At 70.8% G+C, this 21,310-nt stretch carries 15 protein-coding genes; 6 read left to right on the top strand and 9 right to left on the bottom strand.

From position 1 onward, the window contains the following. Positions 1-39 precede the first annotated feature (39 nt). The 3 genes from rng (at position 40) to tldD (ending at position 7,197) form a co-directional block, all read left to right on the top strand. The gene (gene rng, locus DX914_RS08055) at positions 40-1,527 is read left to right on the top strand and encodes a ribonuclease G (RefSeq protein WP_115858474.1); all 1,488 of its coding nucleotides are present in this window, start codon (positions 40-42) and stop codon (positions 1,525-1,527) included. Positions 1,528-1,694: 167 nt separating this feature from the next. Further along, positions 1,695-5,588: a YhdP family protein gene (locus DX914_RS08050; RefSeq protein WP_115858473.1), complete on the top strand. Its 3,894-nt coding sequence runs from the start codon at positions 1,695-1,697 to the stop codon at positions 5,586-5,588. A gap of 166 nt (positions 5,589-5,754) precedes the next feature. Further along, entirely contained in the window at positions 5,755-7,197 is a 1,443-nt protein-coding gene (tldD, locus tag DX914_RS08045) for a metalloprotease TldD (RefSeq protein WP_115858472.1), read from the top strand. 160 nt (positions 7,198-7,357) lie between these two features. On the opposite strand, the gene yjgA is transcribed toward tldD, so the two are convergent. Then, positions 7,358-7,921: a ribosome biogenesis factor YjgA gene (gene yjgA / locus DX914_RS08040; RefSeq protein ID WP_115858471.1), complete on the bottom strand. Its 564-nt coding sequence runs from the start codon at positions 7,919-7,921 to the stop codon at positions 7,358-7,360. A 102-nt stretch (positions 7,922-8,023) separates the two neighbouring features. On the opposite strand from yjgA, the gene pmbA reads away from it, so the two are divergent. Both pmbA and DX914_RS08030 read left to right on the top strand, forming a co-directional pair. Then, complete coding sequence (gene pmbA, locus DX914_RS08035) at positions 8,024-9,406, top strand: metalloprotease PmbA (RefSeq protein ID WP_115859186.1); 1,383 nt, start codon at positions 8,024-8,026, stop codon at positions 9,404-9,406. 223 nt (positions 9,407-9,629) lie between these two features. Continuing rightward, positions 9,630-9,992: a DUF4870 domain-containing protein gene (locus DX914_RS08030; protein ID WP_115858470.1), complete on the top strand. Its 363-nt coding sequence runs from the start codon at positions 9,630-9,632 to the stop codon at positions 9,990-9,992. A gap of 684 nt (positions 9,993-10,676) precedes the next feature. Here DX914_RS08030 and ispA read toward each other — a convergent pair. From ispA to tilS, 3 genes are read right to left on the bottom strand one after another with little or no spacing between them, the layout of a single operon-like run. Continuing rightward, on the bottom strand, positions 10,677-11,558 hold the full coding sequence (gene ispA / locus DX914_RS08025; RefSeq protein ID WP_115858469.1) for a (2E,6E)-farnesyl diphosphate synthase: 882 nt from the start codon (positions 11,556-11,558) through the stop codon (positions 10,677-10,679). After that, complete coding sequence (locus DX914_RS08020) at positions 11,551-11,823, bottom strand: exodeoxyribonuclease VII small subunit (protein WP_115858468.1); 273 nt, start codon at positions 11,821-11,823, stop codon at positions 11,551-11,553. Before DX914_RS08020 ends, ispA begins: the two co-directional genes overlap by 8 nt. Positions 11,824-11,871: 48 nt before the next feature. Next, the gene (tilS, locus tag DX914_RS08015; RefSeq protein WP_115858467.1) at positions 11,872-13,167 is read right to left on the bottom strand and encodes a tRNA lysidine(34) synthetase TilS; all 1,296 of its coding nucleotides are present in this window, start codon (positions 13,165-13,167) and stop codon (positions 11,872-11,874) included. A gap of 82 nt (positions 13,168-13,249) precedes the next feature. Between tilS and DX914_RS08010 the strand changes: the two genes are divergently transcribed. Then, positions 13,250-14,332, top strand: a complete 1,083-nt coding sequence (locus tag DX914_RS08010) for an NADH:flavin oxidoreductase/NADH oxidase (RefSeq protein ID WP_425480674.1) — start codon at positions 13,250-13,252, stop codon at positions 14,330-14,332. A 10-nt stretch (positions 14,333-14,342) separates the two neighbouring features. On the opposite strand, the gene DX914_RS08005 is transcribed toward DX914_RS08010, so the two are convergent. The 5 genes from DX914_RS08005 to DX914_RS07985 all read right to left on the bottom strand — a co-directional run bounded on the left by DX914_RS08005 (position 14,343) and on the right by DX914_RS07985 (position 20,788). Beyond that, complete coding sequence (locus tag DX914_RS08005; protein ID WP_115858466.1) at positions 14,343-14,615, bottom strand: hypothetical protein; 273 nt, start codon at positions 14,613-14,615, stop codon at positions 14,343-14,345. Then, a complete protein-coding gene (locus tag DX914_RS08000) occupies positions 14,612-15,322 on the bottom strand; it encodes a transglycosylase domain-containing protein (RefSeq protein WP_147300627.1) in 711 nt (236 codons plus the stop codon). Before DX914_RS08000 ends, DX914_RS08005 begins: the two co-directional genes overlap by 4 nt. 17 nt (positions 15,323-15,339) lie before the next feature. Next, on the bottom strand, positions 15,340-16,299 hold the full coding sequence (locus DX914_RS07995; RefSeq protein WP_115858464.1) for an acetyl-CoA carboxylase carboxyltransferase subunit alpha: 960 nt from the start codon (positions 16,297-16,299) through the stop codon (positions 15,340-15,342). A 112-nt stretch (positions 16,300-16,411) separates the two neighbouring features. Continuing rightward, entirely contained in the window at positions 16,412-19,969 is a 3,558-nt protein-coding gene (dnaE, locus tag DX914_RS07990) for a DNA polymerase III subunit alpha (protein ID WP_115858463.1), read from the bottom strand. 174 nt (positions 19,970-20,143) lie between these two features. Further along, entirely contained in the window at positions 20,144-20,788 is a 645-nt protein-coding gene (locus DX914_RS07985) for a hypothetical protein (protein WP_147300626.1), read from the bottom strand. Positions 20,789-21,310 lie beyond the last annotated feature (522 nt).

The following is a 21,310-nucleotide window of genomic DNA, read 5'->3' as shown; positions in this document are numbered from 1 at the left end:
CTCCCTTTCCGTTGGCGGCCGCGCGCCGCACCGCAGGCCATGACCGAAGAAATCCTCGTCAACGTGACCCCACGCGAAACCCGCGTCGCCGTGGTCGAGAACGGCATGCTGCAGGAGCTGCACATCGAACGCGGCTGGCGCCGCGGTGTGGTCGGCAACATCTACAAGGGCAAGGTGCAGCGGGTGATGCCCGGCATGCAGGCCGCCTTCGTCGAGATCGGCCTGGAGCGCGCGGCGTTCCTGCACGCGGCCGACATCGTCAAGCCGGCGCCGGTCAGCGAAGGCGAGGGCGACGAAGCGCCGCTGCCGCCCACGCCGACCCGGCCGATCGCCGAACTGCTGCGCGAGGGGCAGGAGATCATCGTCCAGGTGGTCAAGGACCCGATCGGCAGCAAGGGCGCGCGCCTGACCACCCAGCTCAGCATTCCCTCGCGCTACCTGGTGCTGCTGCCGCGCACGCGCGTGGTCGGCGTGTCGGCGCGGATCGAGGACGAGGCCGAGCGCCAGCGTCTGAAGGCGCACGTGACCGCGCTGGCGCCGGCGGGCGAATCGCACGGCTACATCGTGCGCACCAACGCCGAAGGCCAGCCGGCCGAGGCCCTGGCCGAGGACGTGGCCTACCTGAGCCGCGCCTGGGCGCTGATCGCCGAGAAGTCGCAAAGCTCGCGCGTGGGCGAGCGCGTGTACGAGGACCTGAGCCTGCCGCTGCGCGCGGTGCGCGACCTGATGCGCCGCGACGTGGAGAAGGTCAAGGTGGACTCGCGCGAAACCTGCGAGCGCCTGCGCGTGTTCGCCGCGCAGTACATGCCGGGCCTGGACGAAAAAATCGAGCATTACACCGGCGCGCGGCCGATCTTCGACCTGTACGGGGTGGAGGACGAGATCCAGCGCGCGCTGGACAAGCAGGTGCCGCTGAAGTCCGGCGGGTATCTGGTGATCGACCAGACCGAGGCGATGACCACGGTGGACATCAACACCGGCTCGTTCCTGGGTCAACGCAACCTGGAGGAGACCGTTTACCGGACCAACCTGGAAGCGGCGCAGTCGGTGGCCCGGCAGCTGCGGCTGCGCAATCTGGGCGGGATCATCATCATCGACTTCATCGACATGACCGACGCCGAGCACAAGCGCCAGGTGCTGCGGCAGCTGGAGAAATCGCTGGCGCGCGACCACGCCAAGACCACGGTGTACGAGTTCTCGCCGCTGGGCCTGGTCGAGATGACCCGCAAGCGCACCACCGAAAGCCTGGAGCGCCAGCTCAGCGAGCCCTGCCACGAATGCGGCGGCCGTGGCACCCTGAAGACGCCGGAAACGGTGACCTACGAAATCTTCCGCGACGTGGTCCGGCAGGTGCGCCAGTTCGACGCGCAGCGGCTGCTGGTGATCGCCTCGCCCAAGGTGGTGGCGCGCATCACCGACGAGGAATCGGCGGCGGTGGCGGAGCTGGAGGAGTTCCTGGGCAAGTCGATCCGCTTCCAGGCCGACGATCAGTATGCGCAGGAGCAGTTCGATGTCGTGCTGCTTTAAAAACACGCTGTTCGTAACGCCCCTTCTCCCGCTAGCGGGAGGAGGTGGCCCGCAGGGCCGGATGAGGGCGCGCGCCAGTGAGCGTGCGCCGCAACCCGCTACCCCGCGCGCCCTCACCCCAACCCTCTCCCGCAAGCGGGAGAGGGAGCCGTGCGCGCTGTAGGCCGATGCCGACCCCGCTGCGCCGCCGCCTGCGTTTCGCCCGCCGCACCGTCGCCTATTCCGGCGCGGTGCTGCTGGTGCTGCTGGCGGTCGCGCTGGGCGTGGCCAGCCAGGTGCTGCCCATGGCCGAGCGCAATCCCGAGCGCATCGCCGCCTGGTTGAGCCAGCGCGCGGGGCGGCCGGTCGCGTTCGACAAGGTGGAAACGCAATGGACCCGGCGCGGTCCGCTGCTGCGCCTGGACAACCTGCGCGTGGGCGAGGGCGCGCAAGCCTTCGTGGTCGGCGACACCGAGATGCTGGTGTCGATCTACGCCGGCCTGCTGCCCGGGCATTCGTTTTCCGAGCTGCGCCTGCGCGGCCTGGACCTGACCCTGGAGCGCGCCGACGACGGCCGCTGGAAAGTGCGCGGACTGCCGGGCCAGGAGCAACCCGCGCGCGATCCGCTGTCGGCGCTGGAAGGCTTGGGCGAGTTGCAGGTCATCGACGGCAAGCTCGCGGTGATCGCGCCCAAGCTGGGCGTGGACGCGCGCATCCCGCGCATCAACCTGCGCCTGCGCGTGGACGGCGACCGCGTGCGCGCGGGCCTGCGCGCCTGGCCCGGCACCGGCGTGGCCGGCGCGCCGACCTCGCCGCTGGACGCGGCCCTGGATTTCGACCGCAAGCGCGGCGACGGCCGCGCCTACGCCGGCGCGCGCCGCGCCGACCTCAGCGCCTGGACCGCCTTGCTGCAGGTGGCCGGCATCGGCGCCGAAAGCGGGCAGGGCCGGGCCGAGGCCTGGGCCGAATTGCGCGGTCATCGCGTGGACATGGTCACCGTGGACGCGGCGCTGGACCGGGTGGCGCTGCGCGGCGCCGCGCTGGCCGACGGCAGCGTGCCGCGGGTCGCGTTCGAACGCGTGGAAACCCGCGCGCGCTGGCGCCTGGACCGCGGCGGCTGGCGCCTGGACGCGCCGCGCCTGCGCATCGGCGGCGCGCCTAAGGAGCAGGTGATGGACGGCCTGGTCGTGGCCGGCGGCGAACGCTATGCGTTGCTGGCCGACCGCATCGACGCCGGCCCGCTGCTGCAGGCGGCCGCGCTCAGCGATCGCGTGCCGGCCGGCCTGCGCCGCTGGCTGCGCAACACCCAGCCGCAGCTGTCGCTGCAGCGCATCGCGGTCAGCGGCCGCCGCGACGGCCCGCTGCGCGCCAGCGCGCGCATCGACGGCCTGGGCTTCGCCGCGGTCGGCACCGCGCCGGGCCTGAGCGGCCTGGCTGGCGACATCGAGGCCGACGGCGACGGTTTCAGCCTGCGCCTGGACCCGGCCTCCAAATTCCGTTTCGACTGGCCCGCCGGTTTCGGCGTGGTCCACAACATCGACCTGGACGGCACCGTCGCCGGCTGGCGCGAAGGCGCGGGCTGGCGCATCGGCACCCACTCGCTGGCGGTGAAGGGCGAGGGTTACGGCGCGCATGCGCGCGGTGGCCTGTGGTGGCAGGGCGACGGCAGCCGGCCGTGGATCGACATCGCCGCCGATCTGGACGAGGCCTCGGTGCCCGCGGCCAAGGGCTTCTGGATCCGTCACCAGATGCCGCCGACGGTGGTGAAATGGCTGGACTCGGCGCTGCAGGGCGGCAGCGTGCGCGGTGGCCGCGCGATCGTCTCCGGCGACCTCGACGACTGGCCGTTCCGCGACCGCAACGGCCGTTTCGAAGCCACCGCCAAACTGCATCAGGCCGTGGTCAAGTTCCAGTCCGATTGGCCCGCGGCCGAAAACCTGGATGCGGACGTGGCCTTCATCGCCGACGGCTTCAGCGTCGACGGCACCGCCAAGATGGGCGGCGTGGGCATCCAGCACATCCAGGCCGGCATCGACCACTACCGCGACGGCGCGCTGACCGTGCGCGCGCAGGCCGCGTCCGATGCCGCGCAACTGCTGAGCATGCTGCGCCAGAGTCCCTTGCAGAAGCAGCACGCCGACACCTTCGCCAACCTCACCGCCAGCGGCCCGGCCCGGGTCGATTTCGACATGAACCTGCCGCTGCGCCGCGGCAGCGTCACCGCGATTTCAGGCGCGGTGGAGCTGCAGGGCGCCAAGCTCGCCGACGCGCGCTGGAAACTCGCCTTCGACGACGTGCGTGGCCGTGCCGAGTACGCGCGCGGCGGCTTCGGCGCCGACGACCTGGACGTGCGCCACGAGGGCCAGGCCGGCAAGCTGTCGCTGCGCGCCGGCGATTACGTGCGCGACCGCGGCAACGTGTTCGAGGCCGCAATGGACGCCAGCGTCGGCGCGCAATCCTTGCTGGATCGCGCGCCCGAGATGGCCTGGCTCAAGCCCTATGTCGACGGCCGCTCCAACTGGACCGTGGGCATCTCGATCCCGCGCTCGGCGCCCGGCGCCAGCGCGCCGACCCTGCTGCAACTGCGCTCCAACCTGGCCGGCACCGCGCTGAGCCTGCCCGCGCCGCTGCACAAGCCCGCGGCCGCGGTGCTGCCGACCACGGTGGAAACGCCGTTGCCGGTGGGCAGCGGCGACATCCGCGTGGGCTTCGGCAACGTGATGGCGCTGCGCGCGCGCAGCGGCAACGGCCGCACCGGCGTGCGCGTGGTGCTGGGCGCCTCGCGCGTGGACGAGGCGCCGCCCGCGCACGGCCTGATCGCCACCGGCAAGGTCGGCGCGCTGGATGCGATCGAATGGGTAACGCTGGCGCACGGCGACGACCGCGACGGCGGCGGCATGCCGCTGCAGCGCATCGACGTGAGCGCGCAGAAACTGCAGCTGCTGGGCGGTGTGTTCGCCGATACCCGCCTGGTGATCGCGCCGGCGCCGCGCGGCGCGCTGGCGGTGCGCGCCGAAGGCCCGTCGCTGCAAGGGGCGGTACTGATCGCGGCCGATACCCGCGAGCCGCTCGCCGGGCGCTTCGACCGGGTTTATTGGCGCGTGCCGGCGGCACCGGCCGCAGCGGCCGCATCCACCGCAGCGCCCGCAGCGAGCGCGACCTCCAACGGCATCGCCGTGCCGGCCGCGGCCGCGGTCGACAACGGCATCGCGCCGTCGCAGGTGCCGCCGCTGACCATCGACATCGCCGACCTGCGTCTGGGCGATGCGCGCATGGGCAGCGCGCGCGTGCGCACCCGGCCCACCGCCACGGGCATGCGCATCGAACAGATCCAGACCCGCGCCGACAAACAGGCCATCGATCTCAGTGGCGACTGGACCGGGCGCGGCGCCAGCGCGCGCACCCACCTGCTGATGACCATCGACACCGGCGATGCCGGCGCGCTGCTGGACGGCTTCGGTTTCGGCGGGCGCGTCGGCGGCGGCAAGGCCAAGGTGCGCTTCGACGCCGCCTGGCCGGGCAGTCCGGCCGCGTTCGCGCTGGGCACCATGGAAGGCAACCTGCACCTGGACGCGCGCGACGGCCGTCTGCTCGAGGTGGAACCCGGCACCGGCCGGGTCATCGGCCTGCTCAGCATCGCCCAGCTGCCGCGCCGCCTGACCCTGGACTTCCGCGACTTCTTCTCCAAGGGCTTCGCCTTCAACAAGGTCGCCGGCAACGTGCGTTTCGGCGCCGGCAGCGCGCGCAGCGACGACCTGGTGATCGACGGCCCGGCCGCGGCCATCAACATCCGCGGTTCGACCAACCTGCGCGCGCAAAGCTACGACCAGACCGTGGAAGTGCGGCCCAAGACCGGCAACCTGCTGACCGCGGTGGGCGCGATCGCCGCCGGCCCGGTTGGCGCGGCCATCGGCGCGGCGGCCGGCACCGTGCTGCAGAAGCCGCTGAGCAATATCGGCGCCAAGACCTACCGCGTGACCGGGCCCTGGAAGGAGCCCAAGGTCGAGGTGATGACGCGCGAGCAGAGCCGCGCGGCCGACGCGGCGGCCTCCGGCGGCTCGGCGGTACGCACGGCGCTGTAGCTTCTGTTCCCCCATTTTCAAAAGGGGGCGACCGTGCGGCCGGCACCGGCTTGAATCGCGGCCGCCCCGGCGCCACCTATTGCTTGATCCCGCGCCGCCGGCCTCCCCCGAACGCCGCCGCCCGGCGCCGGTTAGCATGTCCCCCTGACTCCCGCCCGGACGCCCCATGACGCTGCCCCTGCAACTCGCCGAATCCCGCCTGCTGCTGCCCGCTGGGCTGGACGCCGGCGGCCTGGAACGCACCTTCGGCACCCTGCTGGGGCCGGGCATCGATTTCGGCGACCTGTATTTCCAGCACGCGCGCCGCGAGAGCTGGTCGGTGGAGGACGGCATCGTCAAGGACGGTTCGCACTCGATCGAGCAGGGCGTGGGCGTGCGCGCGATCAGCGGCGAGAAGACCGGCTTCGCCTATTCCGACGAGATCAACGGCGACGCCCTGCTGGCGGCGTCGAAATCCGCGCGCGCGATCGCCCGCGACGGCGCCGCGCATAACGCGCGCGCGCTGGTGCGCGGCGGCGGCCGCTCGCTGTACCCGGCGCAGGACCCGATCGACGAACTGGCCAACGAGGACAAGGTCGAGGCGCTGCGCAAGCTGGACCAGCTGCTGCGCGCCGCCGACCCGCGCGTGCGCCAGGTCATGGTCAGCCTGTCCGGCGGCGTCGACACCGTGCTGGTGGCGCGCAGCGACGGCGTGCTCGCCGCCGACGTGCGGCCGCTGGTGCGCTTGAACGTGCAGGTGATCGTGGAGCACAACGGCCGCCGCGAGAGCGGCTACGCCGGCGGCGGCGGCCGCTACGGTTACGCCGAGCTGTTCGCCGGCGGCAAGCCCGAGGCGCTGGCGCGCGAAGCGCTGCGCCAGGCCCTGGTCAACCTGGACGCGGTCGACGCGCCGGCCGGGGTGATGCCGGTGGTGCTGGGCAGCGGCTGGCCGGGCGTGCTGCTGCACGAGGCCGTGGGCCACGGCCTGGAAGGCGACTTCAACCGCAAGGGCACCTCGACCTACGCCGGCCGCATGGGCCAGCGCGTGGCCTCGCCCGGCGTCACCATCGTCGACGACGGCACCCTGCCGGGCCGGCGCGGTTCGCTCAACATCGACGACGAAGGCACGCCCACCAACTGCACCACCCTGATCGAGGACGGTGTGCTGGTGGGCTACATGCAGGACACGCTCAACGCCCGCCTGATGGGCATGGCGCCCACCGGCAACGGCCGCCGCGAGTCCTTCGCCCACCTGCCGATGCCGCGCATGACCAACACCTACATGCTCGCCGGCCAGCACGATCCGGAAGAGATGATCCGCTCGGTCAAGAAGGGCCTGTACGCGGTCAACTTCGGCGGCGGCCAGGTCGACATCACCAACGGCAAGTACGTGTTCTCGGCCACCGAGGCCTATCTGATCGAAGACGGCAGGATCACCGCGCCGGTGAAGGGCGCGACCCTGATCGGCAACGGCCCGGAGACCATGCAGAAGGTGCGCATGATCGGACACGACCTGGCCCTGGACGAGGGCGTGGGCGTGTGCGGCAAGGACGGGCAGAGCGTGCCGGTGGGCGTGGGCCAGCCGTCGTTGCTGATCGACGGATTGACCGTGGGCGGCACCAGCGCGTGAGGCGGCTGGGTTTGGCGAGCCGCAGTTTCACAACCGTCATTCCGGCGAAAGCCGGAACCCATGTTGCTTTCGCTCTTCGTACTTGAAGTGGAACGAAGATCAAAATGGGTTCCGGCTTTCGCCGGAATGACGGTGGGAGAACTGACGTGGTGAGGCGCGCTTACGCCTCGTCGTCGGCCGTCAGGTCGTCGTCGCCGGTTTCCGCGCTGCCCAGCACCAACGTGCGCAGCTCGCGGTACAGCTCGCGGAACGAATGCGGCGGCTTGTTGCGCTTGCGCTCTTCCAGGGTGTTGCGCACCAGCTGGCGCAGGCGCTGGCGGTCGGCCTGCGGGTATTCGTCGATCAGTTCGGCCAGCGCCGCGTCGCCGCCCTCGAGCAGGCGCTCGCGCCAGGCCTCGACCCGGTGCATGGCCGCCACCTCGCGCCGCGAGGCCTCGCCGTTGACGTCCAGCGCGTCGCGGATCGCTTCCAGCGTGGCGTCGTCCTCGCGCCGCATCTGCTTGGCCAGATACGCCAGTTGGCGCTTGTGGGCGATGTGCGCGGTGATGCGGCGGCACTCGCGGATGTGCGGCAGCAGCGACTCCGGCACCGGCAGCCGCGCCAACTGCGCATCGGTGAGCTTGGACAACTGCTCGCCCAGGGCCAGCACCTCCAGCGCTTCGCGCCGGTTCTGGCTGCGGCTGGGGCTGAAAAACTCGCCGGTTTCTTCGTCTCTACCGCGCATCGCTACGACCTCGTTACCCTTACGAACTGAACAGACCGGCGGCGCGTCGCGCCGCGGGCAGCCAAGGATAAGCCATTGAACGCAGTCGCCCCCCGTAACGTCCTGCCGGCCCACGTCATCGCCGACCCGGAAACGCGCCTGGACGCGCTGTCCGAGCTGTCCCAGCGCCTGCTGGCCTCCGCGCGCCGCCGCGGCGCCAGCCAGGCCGAGGTGTCGTGCTCGGAGGAGACCGGCCTGAACGTCAACGTGCGCATGGGCGAGGTCGAGACGGTCGAGGCCACCCGCGACCGCGGCATCGCCGTCACCGTCTACTTCGGCCAGCGCAAGGGCAGCGCCAGCACCGCCGACCTGCGCGACGACAGCCTGGAGGCCACGGTGGAGCAGGCCTGCGCCATCGCCCGCTACACCGAGGACGACCCGGCCGCCGGCCTCGCCGACCCCGAGCTCATGGCCTCGGCCCAGGCCGCCGCCGACTGGCGCGCCTACGACGGCTGGCACCCCTGGATGCTGGAAGCGGACCGAGCGGTGGACCTGGCCCTGGCCTGCGAGCAGGCCGGGCGCGAGTTCGACGGCCGCATCGAGAACTCCGACGGCGCCTCGGTCGGCACCGGCGGCAGCCTGGGCGTGTACGCCAATTCGCACGGCTTCGTCGGCCGCGAGGGCGGCACCCAGCACAGCGTCAGCTGCGCCCTGATCGCCGGCCGCGGCGAGGCCATGCAGCGCGAGGGCTGGTACAGCATCGCCCTGGCCGCCGAGGACTTGGAATCGGCCGCGTCCATCGGCCGCCGCGCCGCCGAGCGCGCGGTGGCGCGCCTGGCCCCGCGCCCGGTCGCTACCGGCGAGTACCCAGTGCTGTACGCGGCCGAGGCCGCGCGCGCGCTGATTGGTCACCTGCTGGGCGCGATCTCTGGTGGCGCCCTGTACCGGCGCGCGAGCTTCCTGCTCGATGCCGCCGGCACCCAGCTGTTCCCGGACTGGTTCGCGATCGAAGAAAAGCCGTTCCTGCCACGCGGCCTGCATTCCTCGGCCTTCGACGCCGAGGGCGTAGCCACGCGCGAGGCGCCGATCGTGCTCGGCGGCGTGCTGCAGCGCTACCTGCTGGGCAGCTACTCGGCGCGCAAGCTGGGCCTGGCCAGCACCGGCAACGCCGGCGGCGTGCACAACGTGCAGGTCGCGGCCAACGCCGGCGGCCTGGACGAGCTGATGCGCGGCATGGGCCGCGGCGTGCTGGTCACCGATCTGATGGGGCAGGGCGTCAACACCATCACCGGCGACTATTCGCGCGGCGCGTCGGGCTTCTGGGTCGAGAACGGACAGATCCAGTACCCGGTGGACGGCATCACCGTGGCCGGCAACCTCAAGCAGATGTACGCGGCGATCGAGGCGGTGGGCGACGACGTGGAAACGCGCTCGCAGGTGCGCACCGGTTCGATCCTGATCGGCCGCATGACCGTGGCCGGCGACAGCGGCGGCGACGAGGCCTGAGCCGCGCCGACGCGCGCCTGTCATCGGCGCGCGTCATCCTGCCCGGCGATGCCGGCTGGCCGCCGCGCGGCGCCGGTGCCGTTGTCTGGGAAACGCGCCCGTGGGCCGCGCAACTGCGTTCTTGACAGCGCAGGCGACGCGGCCGAGAGTGGGCCGGCTGGGGGCGGCCGCAAGGGCCGGATCCATGTCCATCCAACGGATTTACGGAAAGGGGAAACAAGGAATGAGCGATATCAACGAAACGTCCGATAGCGGAAACTCCGAAGATCGGACCCTGGCGCTGATCACCCATCTGTCGGGCATCATCGCCGGCTTCATCGTCCCGCTGATCATCTGGTTGATCAACAAGGACAAGGCCGACAAGGCGTTCCTGATCGATCAGTCGAAGGAAGCGCTGAACTTCAACATCACGCTGCTGATCGCCTACGTGGCGCTGTTCATCCTGACGGTGATCACCTTCGGCCTGGCCGGCATCCTGACGATGCTGCTGTGGCTGGCGTCGATCGTGTTCTACATCATCGCCGGCATCAAGGCCAATGGCGGCGAGCGTTATCGCTATCCGTTCGCGCTGCGCCTGATCAAGTGATCGCAGCGGCATAGCTACACCGAACGGGCCCGGCATCGCCGGGCCCGTTTCGTTTTGGTCGGCACGCCTTGGGGTGGCAGCGGCGTGAGCCGCGACCGCGCCTCCACAATCACGACGAATCCTACGAGCCCCCCGTAGGAGCTGCGCAAGCTGCGACCGCGAACCCGCAACTACGACGAAAGCTTCGATCTCTGTCGGGTCTGCGCCTTCTGTAGGAGCGTGAGCCGCGATCCGCTCCGAACTCGCGAAAGTGTGTGGGTGGGTTGGTTGAAGCAACAACAACAGCTTCCGTCCGTAAACGGCCGGGTCACTTTCTTTTGATAAGCGTCAAAAGAAAGTAACCAAAGAAAAACGCTTCCCCAGAGCTCCCCTGCGAGATCGATGCATGCGCGGGGATTTTCCGATCGGGCATCCCTGCCCGAGCGAAAAACGGCGCACATCCTGTGCGCCGCCCTCCGGGTCTGCTGTTGGCGCGGCGAGTTCGGTGCCCGAGCGAGGATCAAGAGCCTTCGCGCTGCGCGCTCATCCCCTCACCTAGCCCTCTCCCGTAAACGGGAGAGGGGATCCATCCGAAGCTGCTTGCTGTTGTTAGCCCTCTCCCGCTTGCGGGAGAGGGGTTGGGGTGAGGGCGCGCGAAGTAACTGGTCGCGGCGCATGCTCGTGAGCCCAAGCTTCAACCGCGAATCAATGATCCCGCTGCGCCGCGAACTCGCCCAATTCCTGCAGCACGCTCGCCTTGTCGCCGAACGGCGCCAGCGCATCGCGCATCTCGGCGGCCAGCGTGCGCAGGCGCTCGCGCGAACCCTCCAAGCCGATCAGCGCCGGGAACGTAGCCTTGGCCTGGGCCTGATCCTTGCCCGCGGTCTTGCCCAGCGTGTCGCTGTCGCCTTCCACGTCGAGGATGTCGTCGCGGACCTGGAAGGCCAGGCCCAGCGCTTGCGCGTAGCGGTCCAGCGCGGCCAGCGCGCCGCTGCCGGCGTGGCCGCACAACGCGCCCATGCGCACGGCCGCGCGGATCAGGGCGCCGGTCTTGAGCGCGTGCAGGCGTTCCAGCGCGGCCAGGTCCAGCGAGGCGCCGCCGCCGGTGGCGGCGAGGTCCAGGGCCTGGCCGCCGCACATGCCGGCTGCGCCGGCGGCCTCGGCCAGCGTGCGCAGCAGGGCGACGCGGACGCCGTCGGCCACGGGCGTGTCGGCCAGCACGGCGAAGGCCAGCGACTGCAGCGCGTCGCCGGCGAGGATCGCGGTGGCTTCGTCGTAGGCCACGTGCACGGTGGGCTGGCCGCGGCGCAGGGCGTCGTCGTCCATGGCCGGCAGGTCGTCGTGGACCAGGGAATAGGCGTGAATCAGCTCCACCGCCGCCGCGGGCGCGTCCAGCGCGGCCTCGTCGGCATCGAACAGGGTGCCGGCGGCGTAGACCAGCAGCGGGCGCATGCGCTTTCCGCCGAGCAGCACGGCGTGGCGCATGGCCGCGTGCAGAGCCTGCGGCGAGGCGGCGGGGTCGGGCAGCGCGCGCGCGAGCGCGGCATCGGCGCGTTCGCGCCAGCCGGCCAGGCGCGGATCACGCATCGGCGGGCGGGAGCGCGCCGTAGGGTTGGGCGCTGTCCGGATCCTGCGGGTCGCTGAGCAGGCGCACGCGCAGCTCGGCCTGTTCCAGCGCGGTCTGGCAGCGGCGGTACAGGCCCACGCCGCGTTCGTAGGCGGCCAGCGAGTCTTCCAGGCTCATCTCGCCGTGTTCCATCTTTTCCACCAGTTGCTCGAGCGCGTCCAGCGACTGTTCGAAGTCGGCCACGGGCGAGGGGTTGGCGGCGGTATCGGCGGCTTTGCGGGGCATGCGACAAGTGTGCGGCGCGGGGTGCGCCGGGTCAACGCGCGCGGGCGTTCAGGGCGTCCACAACAGGCGCGCGCCGCGCTCGCGCAGCCAGCGGTCGAAGCCCGCGGCGTAGGCCAGGTCGCCCACGGCCAGCAGTTCGTCGCCGCACGACAGCAGGGGCAGGCGCGCGCGCTCCCACGGCGGCAGGCCCAGGTCCTGCAGCACGTGCTTGAGCGCGTGATGGTGCTCGCGGCCGGGCAGGGCGATGCGCTCGCCGCCCTGGCGCGTATGCGCGCGCACGGGCGCGTCCAGCGCGTCGGCGCCGAGCAGGCGCAATTCGCCGCCGCCGGGCAGGGCCAGCGGCGCGCGGCCGTCCCAGGGCGTCTGCCAGTCCTGCGGCAGCGGCGCGCGCGCGGGCGCGGCGTGCAGCAGATCGCGCCAGGCCTGCACGCGTGCGCCGTGCCAGGCATAGGCCGCTTCGGCGTCGGCGCGTGCGTCCAGCAGTTCGGCCTCGATGCGCGCCACGCCCTGGGCCGGCAGCGGCGGCAGGCCCAGGTCGGCGATCCAGCGCCGCAGCACGCGTGCGCGCCGTGCGGACGGCAGCGCGCGCAGCGCGGCGCGCGACAGCGCCTGCGGGTCCAGGCTGCGCGCCTGGGCCAGGGCGAGCGCGTCGTCCTGTTCCAGCAATTGCGCGGCCTGTGCGCTCAAGCCTGCCGACGCGGCCAGCGCGGCATCGGCTTGCGGCCAGCGCTCGCGCAGCAGCGGCAGCACGCGCTGGCGCAGGTAGTTGCGGTCGTAGCGGTCGTCGGCGTTGCTGGGGTCGTCGATCCAGCGCAGGCCCTGTGCCTGCGCGTACGCGAGCAATTCGCTGCGTGGCAGGTCCAGCAGCGGCCGCCACAGCCGGCCGCGGCCGCAGTCGCGCCAGCGCCGCATCGCCGCCAGGCCGTCGGGGCCGGAGGCGCGCAGCGCGCGCAGCAGGAAGGTTTCGGCCTGATCGTCGCGGTGATGGGCCAGGGCCAGGGTTTCGCCGGTTTCCAGGCCTTCGGCGAAGGCGGCATGACGCGCGCGCCGCGCGGCGGCCTCGGGGCCGTCGCCGTCCGGTCGCACCTGCACGCGCGACACCGTCAACGGAACACTGAGTGCCGCGCAGGTTTGGCGGCAGTGCGCGAGCCAATCCTCGGCCTGCGGGTGCAGGCCGTGATGCACGTGCCAGGCACGCAGGCCCAGCGCGCGCACGGCCGGTTGTGCGGCCAGCAGATGCAGCAGGACCGTGGAATCCAGGCCGCCGCTGTAGCCCACGCACAGCGCGCCCGCCGGCAGATCGTGCAGCGGGTCGGCGGTGGTGAAGGGCGGCGGCGACGGCATGCGGCGATGGTGCCACGGCGGTGGGACGGAGCAACCCACCGATGGCGCTGTAAGCGCGACGGCGCGGGCTTATTTTTCCGCCATCCACTACCGAGACGTCCCGTTGGCCCGCCTGTTCGACCCCTGCACGCAACGCTCCGTGACCCTGCGCAACCGCATCGCGGTGTCGCCCATGTGCCAGTACTCGGCCATCGACGGCATGCCCGAGAATTGGCACCTGGTGCATCTGGGCAGCCGCGCGGTGGGCGGCGCGGGCGTGGTGCTGACCGAGGCCACCGCGGTCTCGCCCGAGGGCCGCATTTCGCCCAGCGACACCGGTATCTGGAACGACCGCCAGGGCGAGGCCTGGTCGGAGATCGCCTGCTTCCTGCGCGCCAACGGCGCCGTGCCCGGCATGCAGCTGGCGCACGCCGGCCGCAAGGCCAGCGTGGAGCCGCCGTGGCTGGGCGGCCGCGCGATCGCCCCGGGCTACGGCGGCTGGACGCCGGTGGCGCCGTCGGCACTGCCGTTCGCCGACGGTTCGCTGGCGCCGCGCGCATTGGACGGCTGCGGCCTGGCCAATGTGATCGACGATTTCGCCGCGGCCGCGCACCGCGCCCTGGCAGCGGGCTTCCAGCTCATCGAAATCCATGCCGCGCACGGCTACCTGCTGCACGAATTCCTGTCGCCGCTGAGCAACCGCCGCAGCGACGGCTACGGCGGCGATTTCGACAGCCGCACGCGCCTGCTGCGCGAAGTGCTGACGGCGGTGCGCGAGGTCTGGCCCGAGCGCCTGCCGCTGTGGCTGCGCATCTCCGCCACCGACTGGCTGGAAGGCGGCTGGGACATCGAGCAGAGCATCGAACTGGCGCGCGTGGTCAAGCCGCTGGGTGTGGACTTGATCGACGTGTCCAGCGGCGGCCTGATGCCGGGCGTGCGCATCGCCGACGGCCCGGGCTACCAGGTGCCGTTCGCCGCGCGCATCCGCCGCGAGGCCGAGATCGCCACCGGCGCGGTCGGCCAGATCACCAATGCGGCGCAGGCCGAACGCATCGTCGAGGACGGCGAGGCCGACGTGGTGCTGCTGGCGCGCGAACTGCTGCGCGATCCCTACTTCCCGCGCCGCGCTGCGGCCGAGCTGGGCGCGAAGCTGCATGCGCCGGACCAGTACTTGCGGGCTTGGTAGTAGCGTGGTCTCAGGACGTGGAGTGCATGTACGCGTCGACGATGCGGTCGCCGCGCAGCAGGCACCAGCCTAGCGAGTAGGACGCGCTCATATTTGCGCGCGGCTCGGCAATCCAGGCGTATTCCCAGATTTCGTCGCCGGGATGGCGTTTGCCTATCAGTTGCGTCCATTCCTCGCGAATGACGCGGTCCTTGATCTTATGCGCTTGCGCGACGATGTCGGCCTCGCTGAGTTTGCGCTTGAGGCCGTCGCGCAGGTGTTCGAGGTCGGCGGGGGTGGTCATGGCCGTTGCTCGGTCGGCGATGTCGTTGGCGGAGTCAGGATCAATCGTGCGAGATCGCGCTCAGGGTCGATGCGGTCGGGTGGGGTGCCGGCAACCTGGGCTACGTAGGCATAGCGAGTACGAAAACGTTCCAGATCGCGGTTCGGGTCGAAGTACGACGGGCCTTTCATCAGGCCGAACAGCGCGAGACGTTCCGCTCGTGTGAGCCGTTCATGCGTCACGCCAAAGTATGCGGGAGCGGCCTCGCGCAGACCTCGCGTATTAAGTCCCATCCATCCCTCGTCTAGTACTAGATCGACGATTTGTTCCGGGGATCGTTCCCTGCTCACCCGGATCAACGCGGCGATTTCGGCAAGGGGGCGGCGCGAACGTAGCTGGTGAAGTTGGTGGTCGGCCGAAATCTGGCGGGCGACAGACTGCACCATCAGGAAATCGGGGCGGCGTGGATGAGGGCCGGGCTCTTGGACTTCGGTGTACACATGCCAACAGAGCGTCAGCGGATTCCATCGCTCCACGACGATAGGGCCGCGGCCACCCAGGGAGGCCCAGTAGTCGGCCCGGACTGCATCGGTATAGGCATATCGCGGGCGCGGCAACTCGGCAGGCAGCGCAGCCGCGCCGTACCAGTACAGGCCGTAGATGAAAGCCACGAACGCGAAAACGAGCGCCAACGCCGCGCCGATCACCCATTTCGGCCAAGCGCTCACCGATGGCGATCCTGCGCTTACGCGGCCTCGTAAGCGCCGTAACCGCGCAGCCGCTCGTAACGGCGCTGCAGCAACTCCGGCGTGGGGATCCGCTCGAGCGCGTCGAGCTCGTTGAGCAGCACGGCCTTGAGGCGGGTGGCCATCTGCTTGGGGTTGCGGTGGGCGCCGCCGATGGGTTCGCGCACGACCTTGTCGATCAAGCCCAGCTCGGACAGGCGCTTGGCGGTCAGGCCCAGCTGTTCGGCCGCGTCCTTGGCCTTGTCGGCGGTCTTCCACAGGATCGAGGCGCAGCCTTCGGGGGTGATGACCGAGTAGGTGCTGTATTCCAGCATCAGGGTGCGGTCGCCCACGCCGATGGCCAGGGCGCCGCCGGAGCCGCCTTCGCCGATCACGGTGCAGATCACCGGGATCTTGAGTTCGGCCATTTCCAGCAGGTTGCGGGCGATGGCTTCGGACTGGCCGCGCTCTTCGGCGTCGATGCCCGGCCAGGCGCCGGCGGTGTCGATGAAGGTCAGCAGCGGCAGCTTGAAGCGTTCGGCCAGCTTCATCAGGCGCAGCGCCTTGCGGTAGCCCTCGGGGCGCGGCATGCCGAAGTTGCGCTTGATCTTGCTCTTGGTGTCGCGGCCCTTCTGGTGGCCGATGATGACCACGGCGCGGCCGTCGATGCGGCCCAGGCCGCCGACGATGGCGGCATCGTCGGCGAAGGCGCGGTCGCCGGCCAGTTCCTGGAACTCGTCGCAGATCACGCGCACGTAGTCCAGGGTGTAGGGGCGGGCCGGGTGGCGGGCCAGTTGCGAGATCTGCCACGGGCTGAGGTCGCGGAAGATCTGCGCGGTGCGCAGACGCAGCTTGTCCTGCAGGGCATGGATCTCGGAGTCGATGTCCACCGCCGGGCCGCTGCTGGCGTGGCGCAGTTCCTGGATCTTGGCTTCCAGGTCGGCGATGGGCTGCTCGAAGTCGAGGTAGTTCGGGTTCATGCTCGGGCCGGGGCCGTAAAGGGGCACAGTCTAGCCCAGGGGCGGGGACCGTACCGAGTGGTAGGGCTGGGAATGGGATCGGCGGCCGCGACGCGCGCGACGGCCCGGTAACTCACTCCTGGGCCTTGGCCCAGGGCTTGGACAGCGCCAGCTTGACCGCGCGCACGCCGGGCTGGGCACGCAGGATCCCGACCAGGTCGGCGTCCACGCGCACCGACTGGTTGCCGTTGAGGTCGAGCATGCCGGCCGCGCCGGCGCGCAGCAGGTCCAGGCGGATCGGGGTCTGGCCGGGGCGGTTCTTGGTCAGCAGCGCGTCCACGCGCTGCCAGGTGCCGGGCACGCGCAGGTCCAGGCGCAGCGACAGGCGCTGGGCGTGGCGCGCGCAAACCTGGGCGTAGTCCCAGCAGCGCTGCGCGCGTAGGGCGAAGCCGCCGCTGAAGGCGTCCTCGCGCAGACCGCCCTGCACGATCAGCAGGCGGTCGCGCGCGAGCAGCGAGGCGAACTCGCTATAGGTTTCGGAGAAGAACGCGCACTCCAGGCGGCCGCGGCCGTCCTCGATCTGCACGAACATCTGGCTGTCGCCCTTCTTGCGCAGGCCCACGACCTGGCCGGCGACGATCACTTCCAGTTCCGGGCGCCAGCCGCCGCGCGCGCTTTCCGGGCGCTTCTCCCAGATCCGGTCCAATTCGCCCAGGTCGGAACCGACCAGCGCGCGCAGTTCTTCGCGGTAGGGATCGAAGGGGTGGCCGCTGAGGTAATGGCCCAGGGTGTCGCGCTCGCCCGACAGCAGCTGCGCCAGTGGCCACTCCTCGGTCTCGGGCAGGTCCAGGTGCAGCGCCGGCGCCGCGGCTTCGAAGCCGCCGAACAGCGAGACCTGGCCGGCCTCGCGCTCCTTGGCCAACTGGTCGGTCGCGCGCAGCGCCTCGGGCACCTGCAGCATCAGGCTCGCGCGGTTCTTGCCCAGGCCATCGAGCGCACCGGCGTTGATCAGCGCTTCCAGCGCGCGGCGGTTGAGCTTGCCGCTGTCCACGCGCTTGCAGAAATCCATGAGGTCGTCGTACGGGCCGGCGCGGCGCGCCTCGACGATGGCCTCGCACACGCCGCGGCCCACGCCCTTCACCGCGCCCAGGCCGTAGCGGATGGTGTCGCCGCGCGCGGGCTTGCCCGGCTCGTTGTCGCCGATGGCCTCGAACATGTAGGCCGAGGCGTTGACGTGCGGCGGCAGCACGGTCAGGCCCATCACCCGTGCTTCGTCGAGGAAGTTCACCACCTTGTCGGTGTTGTCCATGTCCGACGAGCAGGTCGCGGCCATGAACTCGGCCGGGTAGTGCACCTTCAGCCACGCGGTCTGGTAGGCGACCAGGGCGTAGGCGGCCGAGTGCGACTTGTTGAAGCCGTACTCGGCGAACTTCTCCATCAGGTCGAAGATCGGCGTCGCCTGTTTGGGCGGAATGCCGCGCTCTTCGCAACCGGCCTCGAACTTGGCGCGCTCCTTCGCCATTTCCTCGGGCTTTTTCTTGCCCATCGCGCGGCGCAGCATGTCGGCGCCGCCCAGCGTGTAGCCGGCCAGCACCTGGGCGATCTGCATCACCTGTTCCTGGTACACGATGACGCCGTAGGTCGGCGACAGCACCGGTTCCAGCGAATCGTGCGGGTAGGTGACTTCGGTATGGCCGTGCTTGCGGTCGACCCATTCGCGGTCCATCCCCGAGCCCAGCGGGCCGGGGCGGAACAGCGCGGCCAGCGCGATGATGTCTTCGAAGGTGTCGGGCTTGGCGCGCTTGAGCAGTTCGCGCATGCCGCGCGATTCGAACTGGAACACGGCCACGGTGTCGCCGCGCGCGAACAGCTCGTAGGTGGGCACGTCGCCCAGCTCCAGTGCGGTGATGTCCAGCGGCGCCTCGCCGGCGCCGGCGCGGCGTTCGTTGATCGCCTTCACCGCCCAATCGATGATGGTCAGCGTGCGCAGGCCGAGGAAGTCGAACTTGACCAGGCCGACGGCTTCGACGTCGTCCTTGTCGAACTGGGTGACCGGGTTGCGGCCGCGGCCCTCGCCGTCGTGTTCGGCGAACAGCGGGCAGAAGTCCGACAGCGGCGAGGGCGCGATGACCACGCCGCCGGCGTGCTTGCCGGCGTTGCGGGTCAGGTCTTCCAGGCTGCGCGCCAGGTCGAGCAGGTCGCGCACGTCCTCTTCGTTGTGGTAGCGCTGGATCAGGTCGGCCGAGGCCAGGTTGCTGTCCTTGCGCGCGGCTTCGGACTCGCCCAACGCGTCGTCCAGGCTGATGCCCAGGGTGTTGGGGATCAGCTTGGCGATGCCGTCGACGAAGCCGTAGGGGTGGCCGAGCACGCGGCCGGAGTCGCGCACCACCGCCTTGGCCGCCATGGTGCCGTAGGTGATGATCTGGCTGACCCGGTCGCGGCCGTACTTGCCGGCGACGTAGTCGATGACCTCGTCGCGGCGGTCCATGCAGAAGTCGATGTCGAAGTCGGGCATCGACACGCGTTCCGGGTTGAGGAACCGCTCGAACAGCAGGTCGTAGGGCAGCGGGTCCAGGTCGGTGATGCCCAGCGCCCAGGCCACCAGCGAACCGGCGCCGGAACCGCGGCCCGGGCCCACCGGAATGCCGTGGTCCTTGGCCCAGTTGATGAAGTCGGCCACGATCAGGAAGTAGCCGGGGAAGCCCATCTTGATGATGACGTCCAGCTCGACGTCCAGGCGCTCGTCGTAGTCCTGGCGGGTCTTGCCCGGCGCCAGCGGCGCCTTTTCCAAGCGCTGTTCCAGGCCGTCGCGCGCGGAGTTGCGCAGCCAGCTTTCGATGGTGTGCTCGCTGGGCACCGGGAACGCCGGCAGTGCGTATTCGCCCAGCTTGAGCTCGACGTTGCAGCGCGTGGCCAGGGCCAGCGCGTTGTCGATCGCGTCGGGCACGTCGGCGAACAGCTGCGCCATTTCCTCGCTGGACTTGAGGTACTGCTCGGCGCTGTAGTCGCGCGGGCGCTTGGGATCGTCGAGCACGCGGCCGGAGGCGATGCACACGCGCGCCTCGTGCGCTTCGAAGCCTTCGGCGTCGAGGAAGCGGGCATCGTTGCTGGCCACCACCGCCAGGCCGCGCTTGCTCGAGGCGTGCAGGGCGAAGGCGTTGAACGCGTCCTCGCCGTCGCGGCGGGTGCGGGTGAGTTCCAGGTGCAGGCGGTCGCCGAGCACGCCCTGCCAGTCGGCGATCCAGGCCTCGGCCAGCTCGTGGCGGCCGGCCACGGCCAGGCGCCCGGCCAGGCTGTGGCGGCCGGCCATCGCGAACAGGCCGCCGTTGTCCTCGCGCAACCATTCCGGCCGCAGCACCACGCCATCGACACGGTGGCCTTCCAGCCAGGCGCGGCTGAGCAGGCGCGACAGGGTCAGGTAGCCGCCGCGGTCGCGGCATAGCAGGGTCATCTGCGAGGGCGTTTCGTTGCCGTCGGCCAGGCCGACGTCGGCGCCGATGATGGGCTTGAGGCCGGCGCCCTCGGCGGCCTTGTAGAACTTGACCGCCGCGAACAGGTTGTCCAGGTCGGTCAGCGCCACCGCCGGCTGGCCCAGGGCCGCGCAGCGTTTGACCAACTCGCCGATGCGGATCGTCGAGTCGGCTAGCGAGTATTCGCTATGCAGGTGGAGATGAACGAAGCGAGCGGACATGCGACGGCCGGCGTGACAGTCCGCAGGTTAGCAGCCCGGCCGCAGGGAACAAGGCTTGACTTTCCCGGCGCCCGCGCCGGCCGCGACCGGCCGCGCCGATCGCCGCCGTTGCGCGGCGATCGCCGGCTTTGCCCGCGTGTTGCCGGCGCCTTCCGGCCGCGTCCGGTCGCCCGCTCAGGTCACCCGGAACGGCGACTCGGCGGCGTGGAAGCTGGGGGCGTAGTGGTGATCGTGCACGCGCACGCGGTGCTGCGCCAGGGCCATCTCGTCCAGGCGCTCGCGCAGCCAGGCCGCGCGCAGCGGCTCGCCATGCTCCTGCAGGTGTGGTTCCTGCGGGCGGTGGCTGTCGCGATAGGCGCAGAAGTCGCGGTAGTCCTCGGCTTCCTCGGCGAACGCGGGCCAGGCCAGTTCCACCAGCAGCACGTCGTCGAGCAGGCCCAGCAGCGGCACCCGGTCGGGGATCAGGTCGTCGCCGTCGTCGACGTAGGCCAGCAGTTTGCCCAGGCGCGCGCGCAGCGGGGGTGTGCTGTCCCAGTCGGGATCGGCGTCCATCGCGCGCAGTTCCTGCAGGCGCTGCAAGCGTTCGTCCACGGTCGCACGCGCCTGCGCCGGCGGCATCGCGCTGAGCCAGGCCGCCAGGCGCTGCAGGCGGGTGGCGTCGACGCGCGCGGCGTCGGGGTAGAGCTCGTGGACCAGGGCGTCGAAGGCGGCGATCGCGGCCGGGCGCAGGGCCATGGCCGGTTCGGTCGCAGGCGGGGAATCGGCGCCGGACTCGAACGGCAAGGGCTGCGCGGTGGGGGTCGGATGGGGCATGCGCATGGAGCACCTCCGTCTCCGGCCAGGGGGCAGGTGTCGGGCACCGGCCGGTGGCGCCTCGACCCAGTCCTTTGGATGCCGTGGCAGCATGCTTGGTTGCTCAGCCTGGACGCGCGGGCGGAAAGTCGCTGTGACGTAGGGCACGCGGCGCCCGTTCAGCCGATGGGCGGTCGCGCCGCGCTTTGCCTTGGGGTAGGAGCGGCGTAAGCCGCGACCGAGAATCCAAAATCACGACGAATCCCACGAGCACCCCCTGTAGAAGCTGCGCACGCTGCGGCCGCGAATCCGCAGCTACGACCAAGCCCTAGATCAGCGTGGGGTCTGCTCTGGCGCCTTGGGGTAGGAGCGGCGTGAGCCGCGACCAGCTCCGAACGCGCGAAGGTGTTTGGGTGTGTTGGTTGAAGCAACAGCAACAGCTTCCGTCCGCAAGCGGCCGGGTTACTTTCTTTTGATAAGCGTCAAAAGAAAGTAACCAAAGAAAAACGCTACACCAGAGCTCCCGTGCGAGAGCGGAGTTGGCGCGGG

This window comes from Lysobacter silvisoli (assembly GCF_003382365.1).
GTDB classification, from domain to species: Bacteria; Pseudomonadota; Gammaproteobacteria; order Xanthomonadales; family Xanthomonadaceae; genus Lysobacter; species Lysobacter silvisoli.
Note: the sequence above shows the minus strand (reverse complement) of the source record. Positions and strands in the feature narration are given on the sequence as shown.

Bases quoted from the DNA above. Each gene is read 5' to 3' on its own strand.
- rng (WP_115858474.1), top strand. From the start codon at position 40: ATGACCGAAGAAATCCTCGTCAACGTGACCCCACGCGAAACCCGCGTC.
- DX914_RS08050 (WP_115858473.1), top strand. From the start codon at position 1,695: ATGCCGACCCCGCTGCGCCGCCGCCTGCGTTTCGCCCGCCGCACCGTC.
- tldD (WP_115858472.1), top strand. From the start codon at position 5,755: ATGACGCTGCCCCTGCAACTCGCCGAATCCCGCCTGCTGCTGCCCGCT.
- yjgA (WP_115858471.1), bottom strand. From the start codon at position 7,921: ATGCGCGGTAGAGACGAAGAAACCGGCGAGTTTTTCAGCCCCAGCCGC.
- DX914_RS08030 (WP_115858470.1), top strand. From the start codon at position 9,630: ATGAGCGATATCAACGAAACGTCCGATAGCGGAAACTCCGAAGATCGG.
- ispA (WP_115858469.1), bottom strand. From the start codon at position 11,558: ATGCGTGATCCGCGCCTGGCCGGCTGGCGCGAACGCGCCGATGCCGCG.
- DX914_RS08020 (WP_115858468.1), bottom strand. From the start codon at position 11,823: ATGCCCCGCAAAGCCGCCGATACCGCCGCCAACCCCTCGCCCGTGGCC.
- tilS (WP_115858467.1), bottom strand. From the start codon at position 13,167: ATGCCGTCGCCGCCGCCCTTCACCACCGCCGACCCGCTGCACGATCTG.
- DX914_RS08005 (WP_115858466.1), bottom strand. From the start codon at position 14,615: ATGACCACCCCCGCCGACCTCGAACACCTGCGCGACGGCCTCAAGCGC.
- DX914_RS07995 (WP_115858464.1), bottom strand. From the start codon at position 16,299: ATGAACCCGAACTACCTCGACTTCGAGCAGCCCATCGCCGACCTGGAA.
- dnaE (WP_115858463.1), bottom strand. From the start codon at position 19,969: ATGTCCGCTCGCTTCGTTCATCTCCACCTGCATAGCGAATACTCGCTA.
- DX914_RS07985 (WP_147300626.1), bottom strand. From the start codon at position 20,788: ATGCGCATGCCCCATCCGACCCCCACCGCGCAGCCCTTGCCGTTCGAG.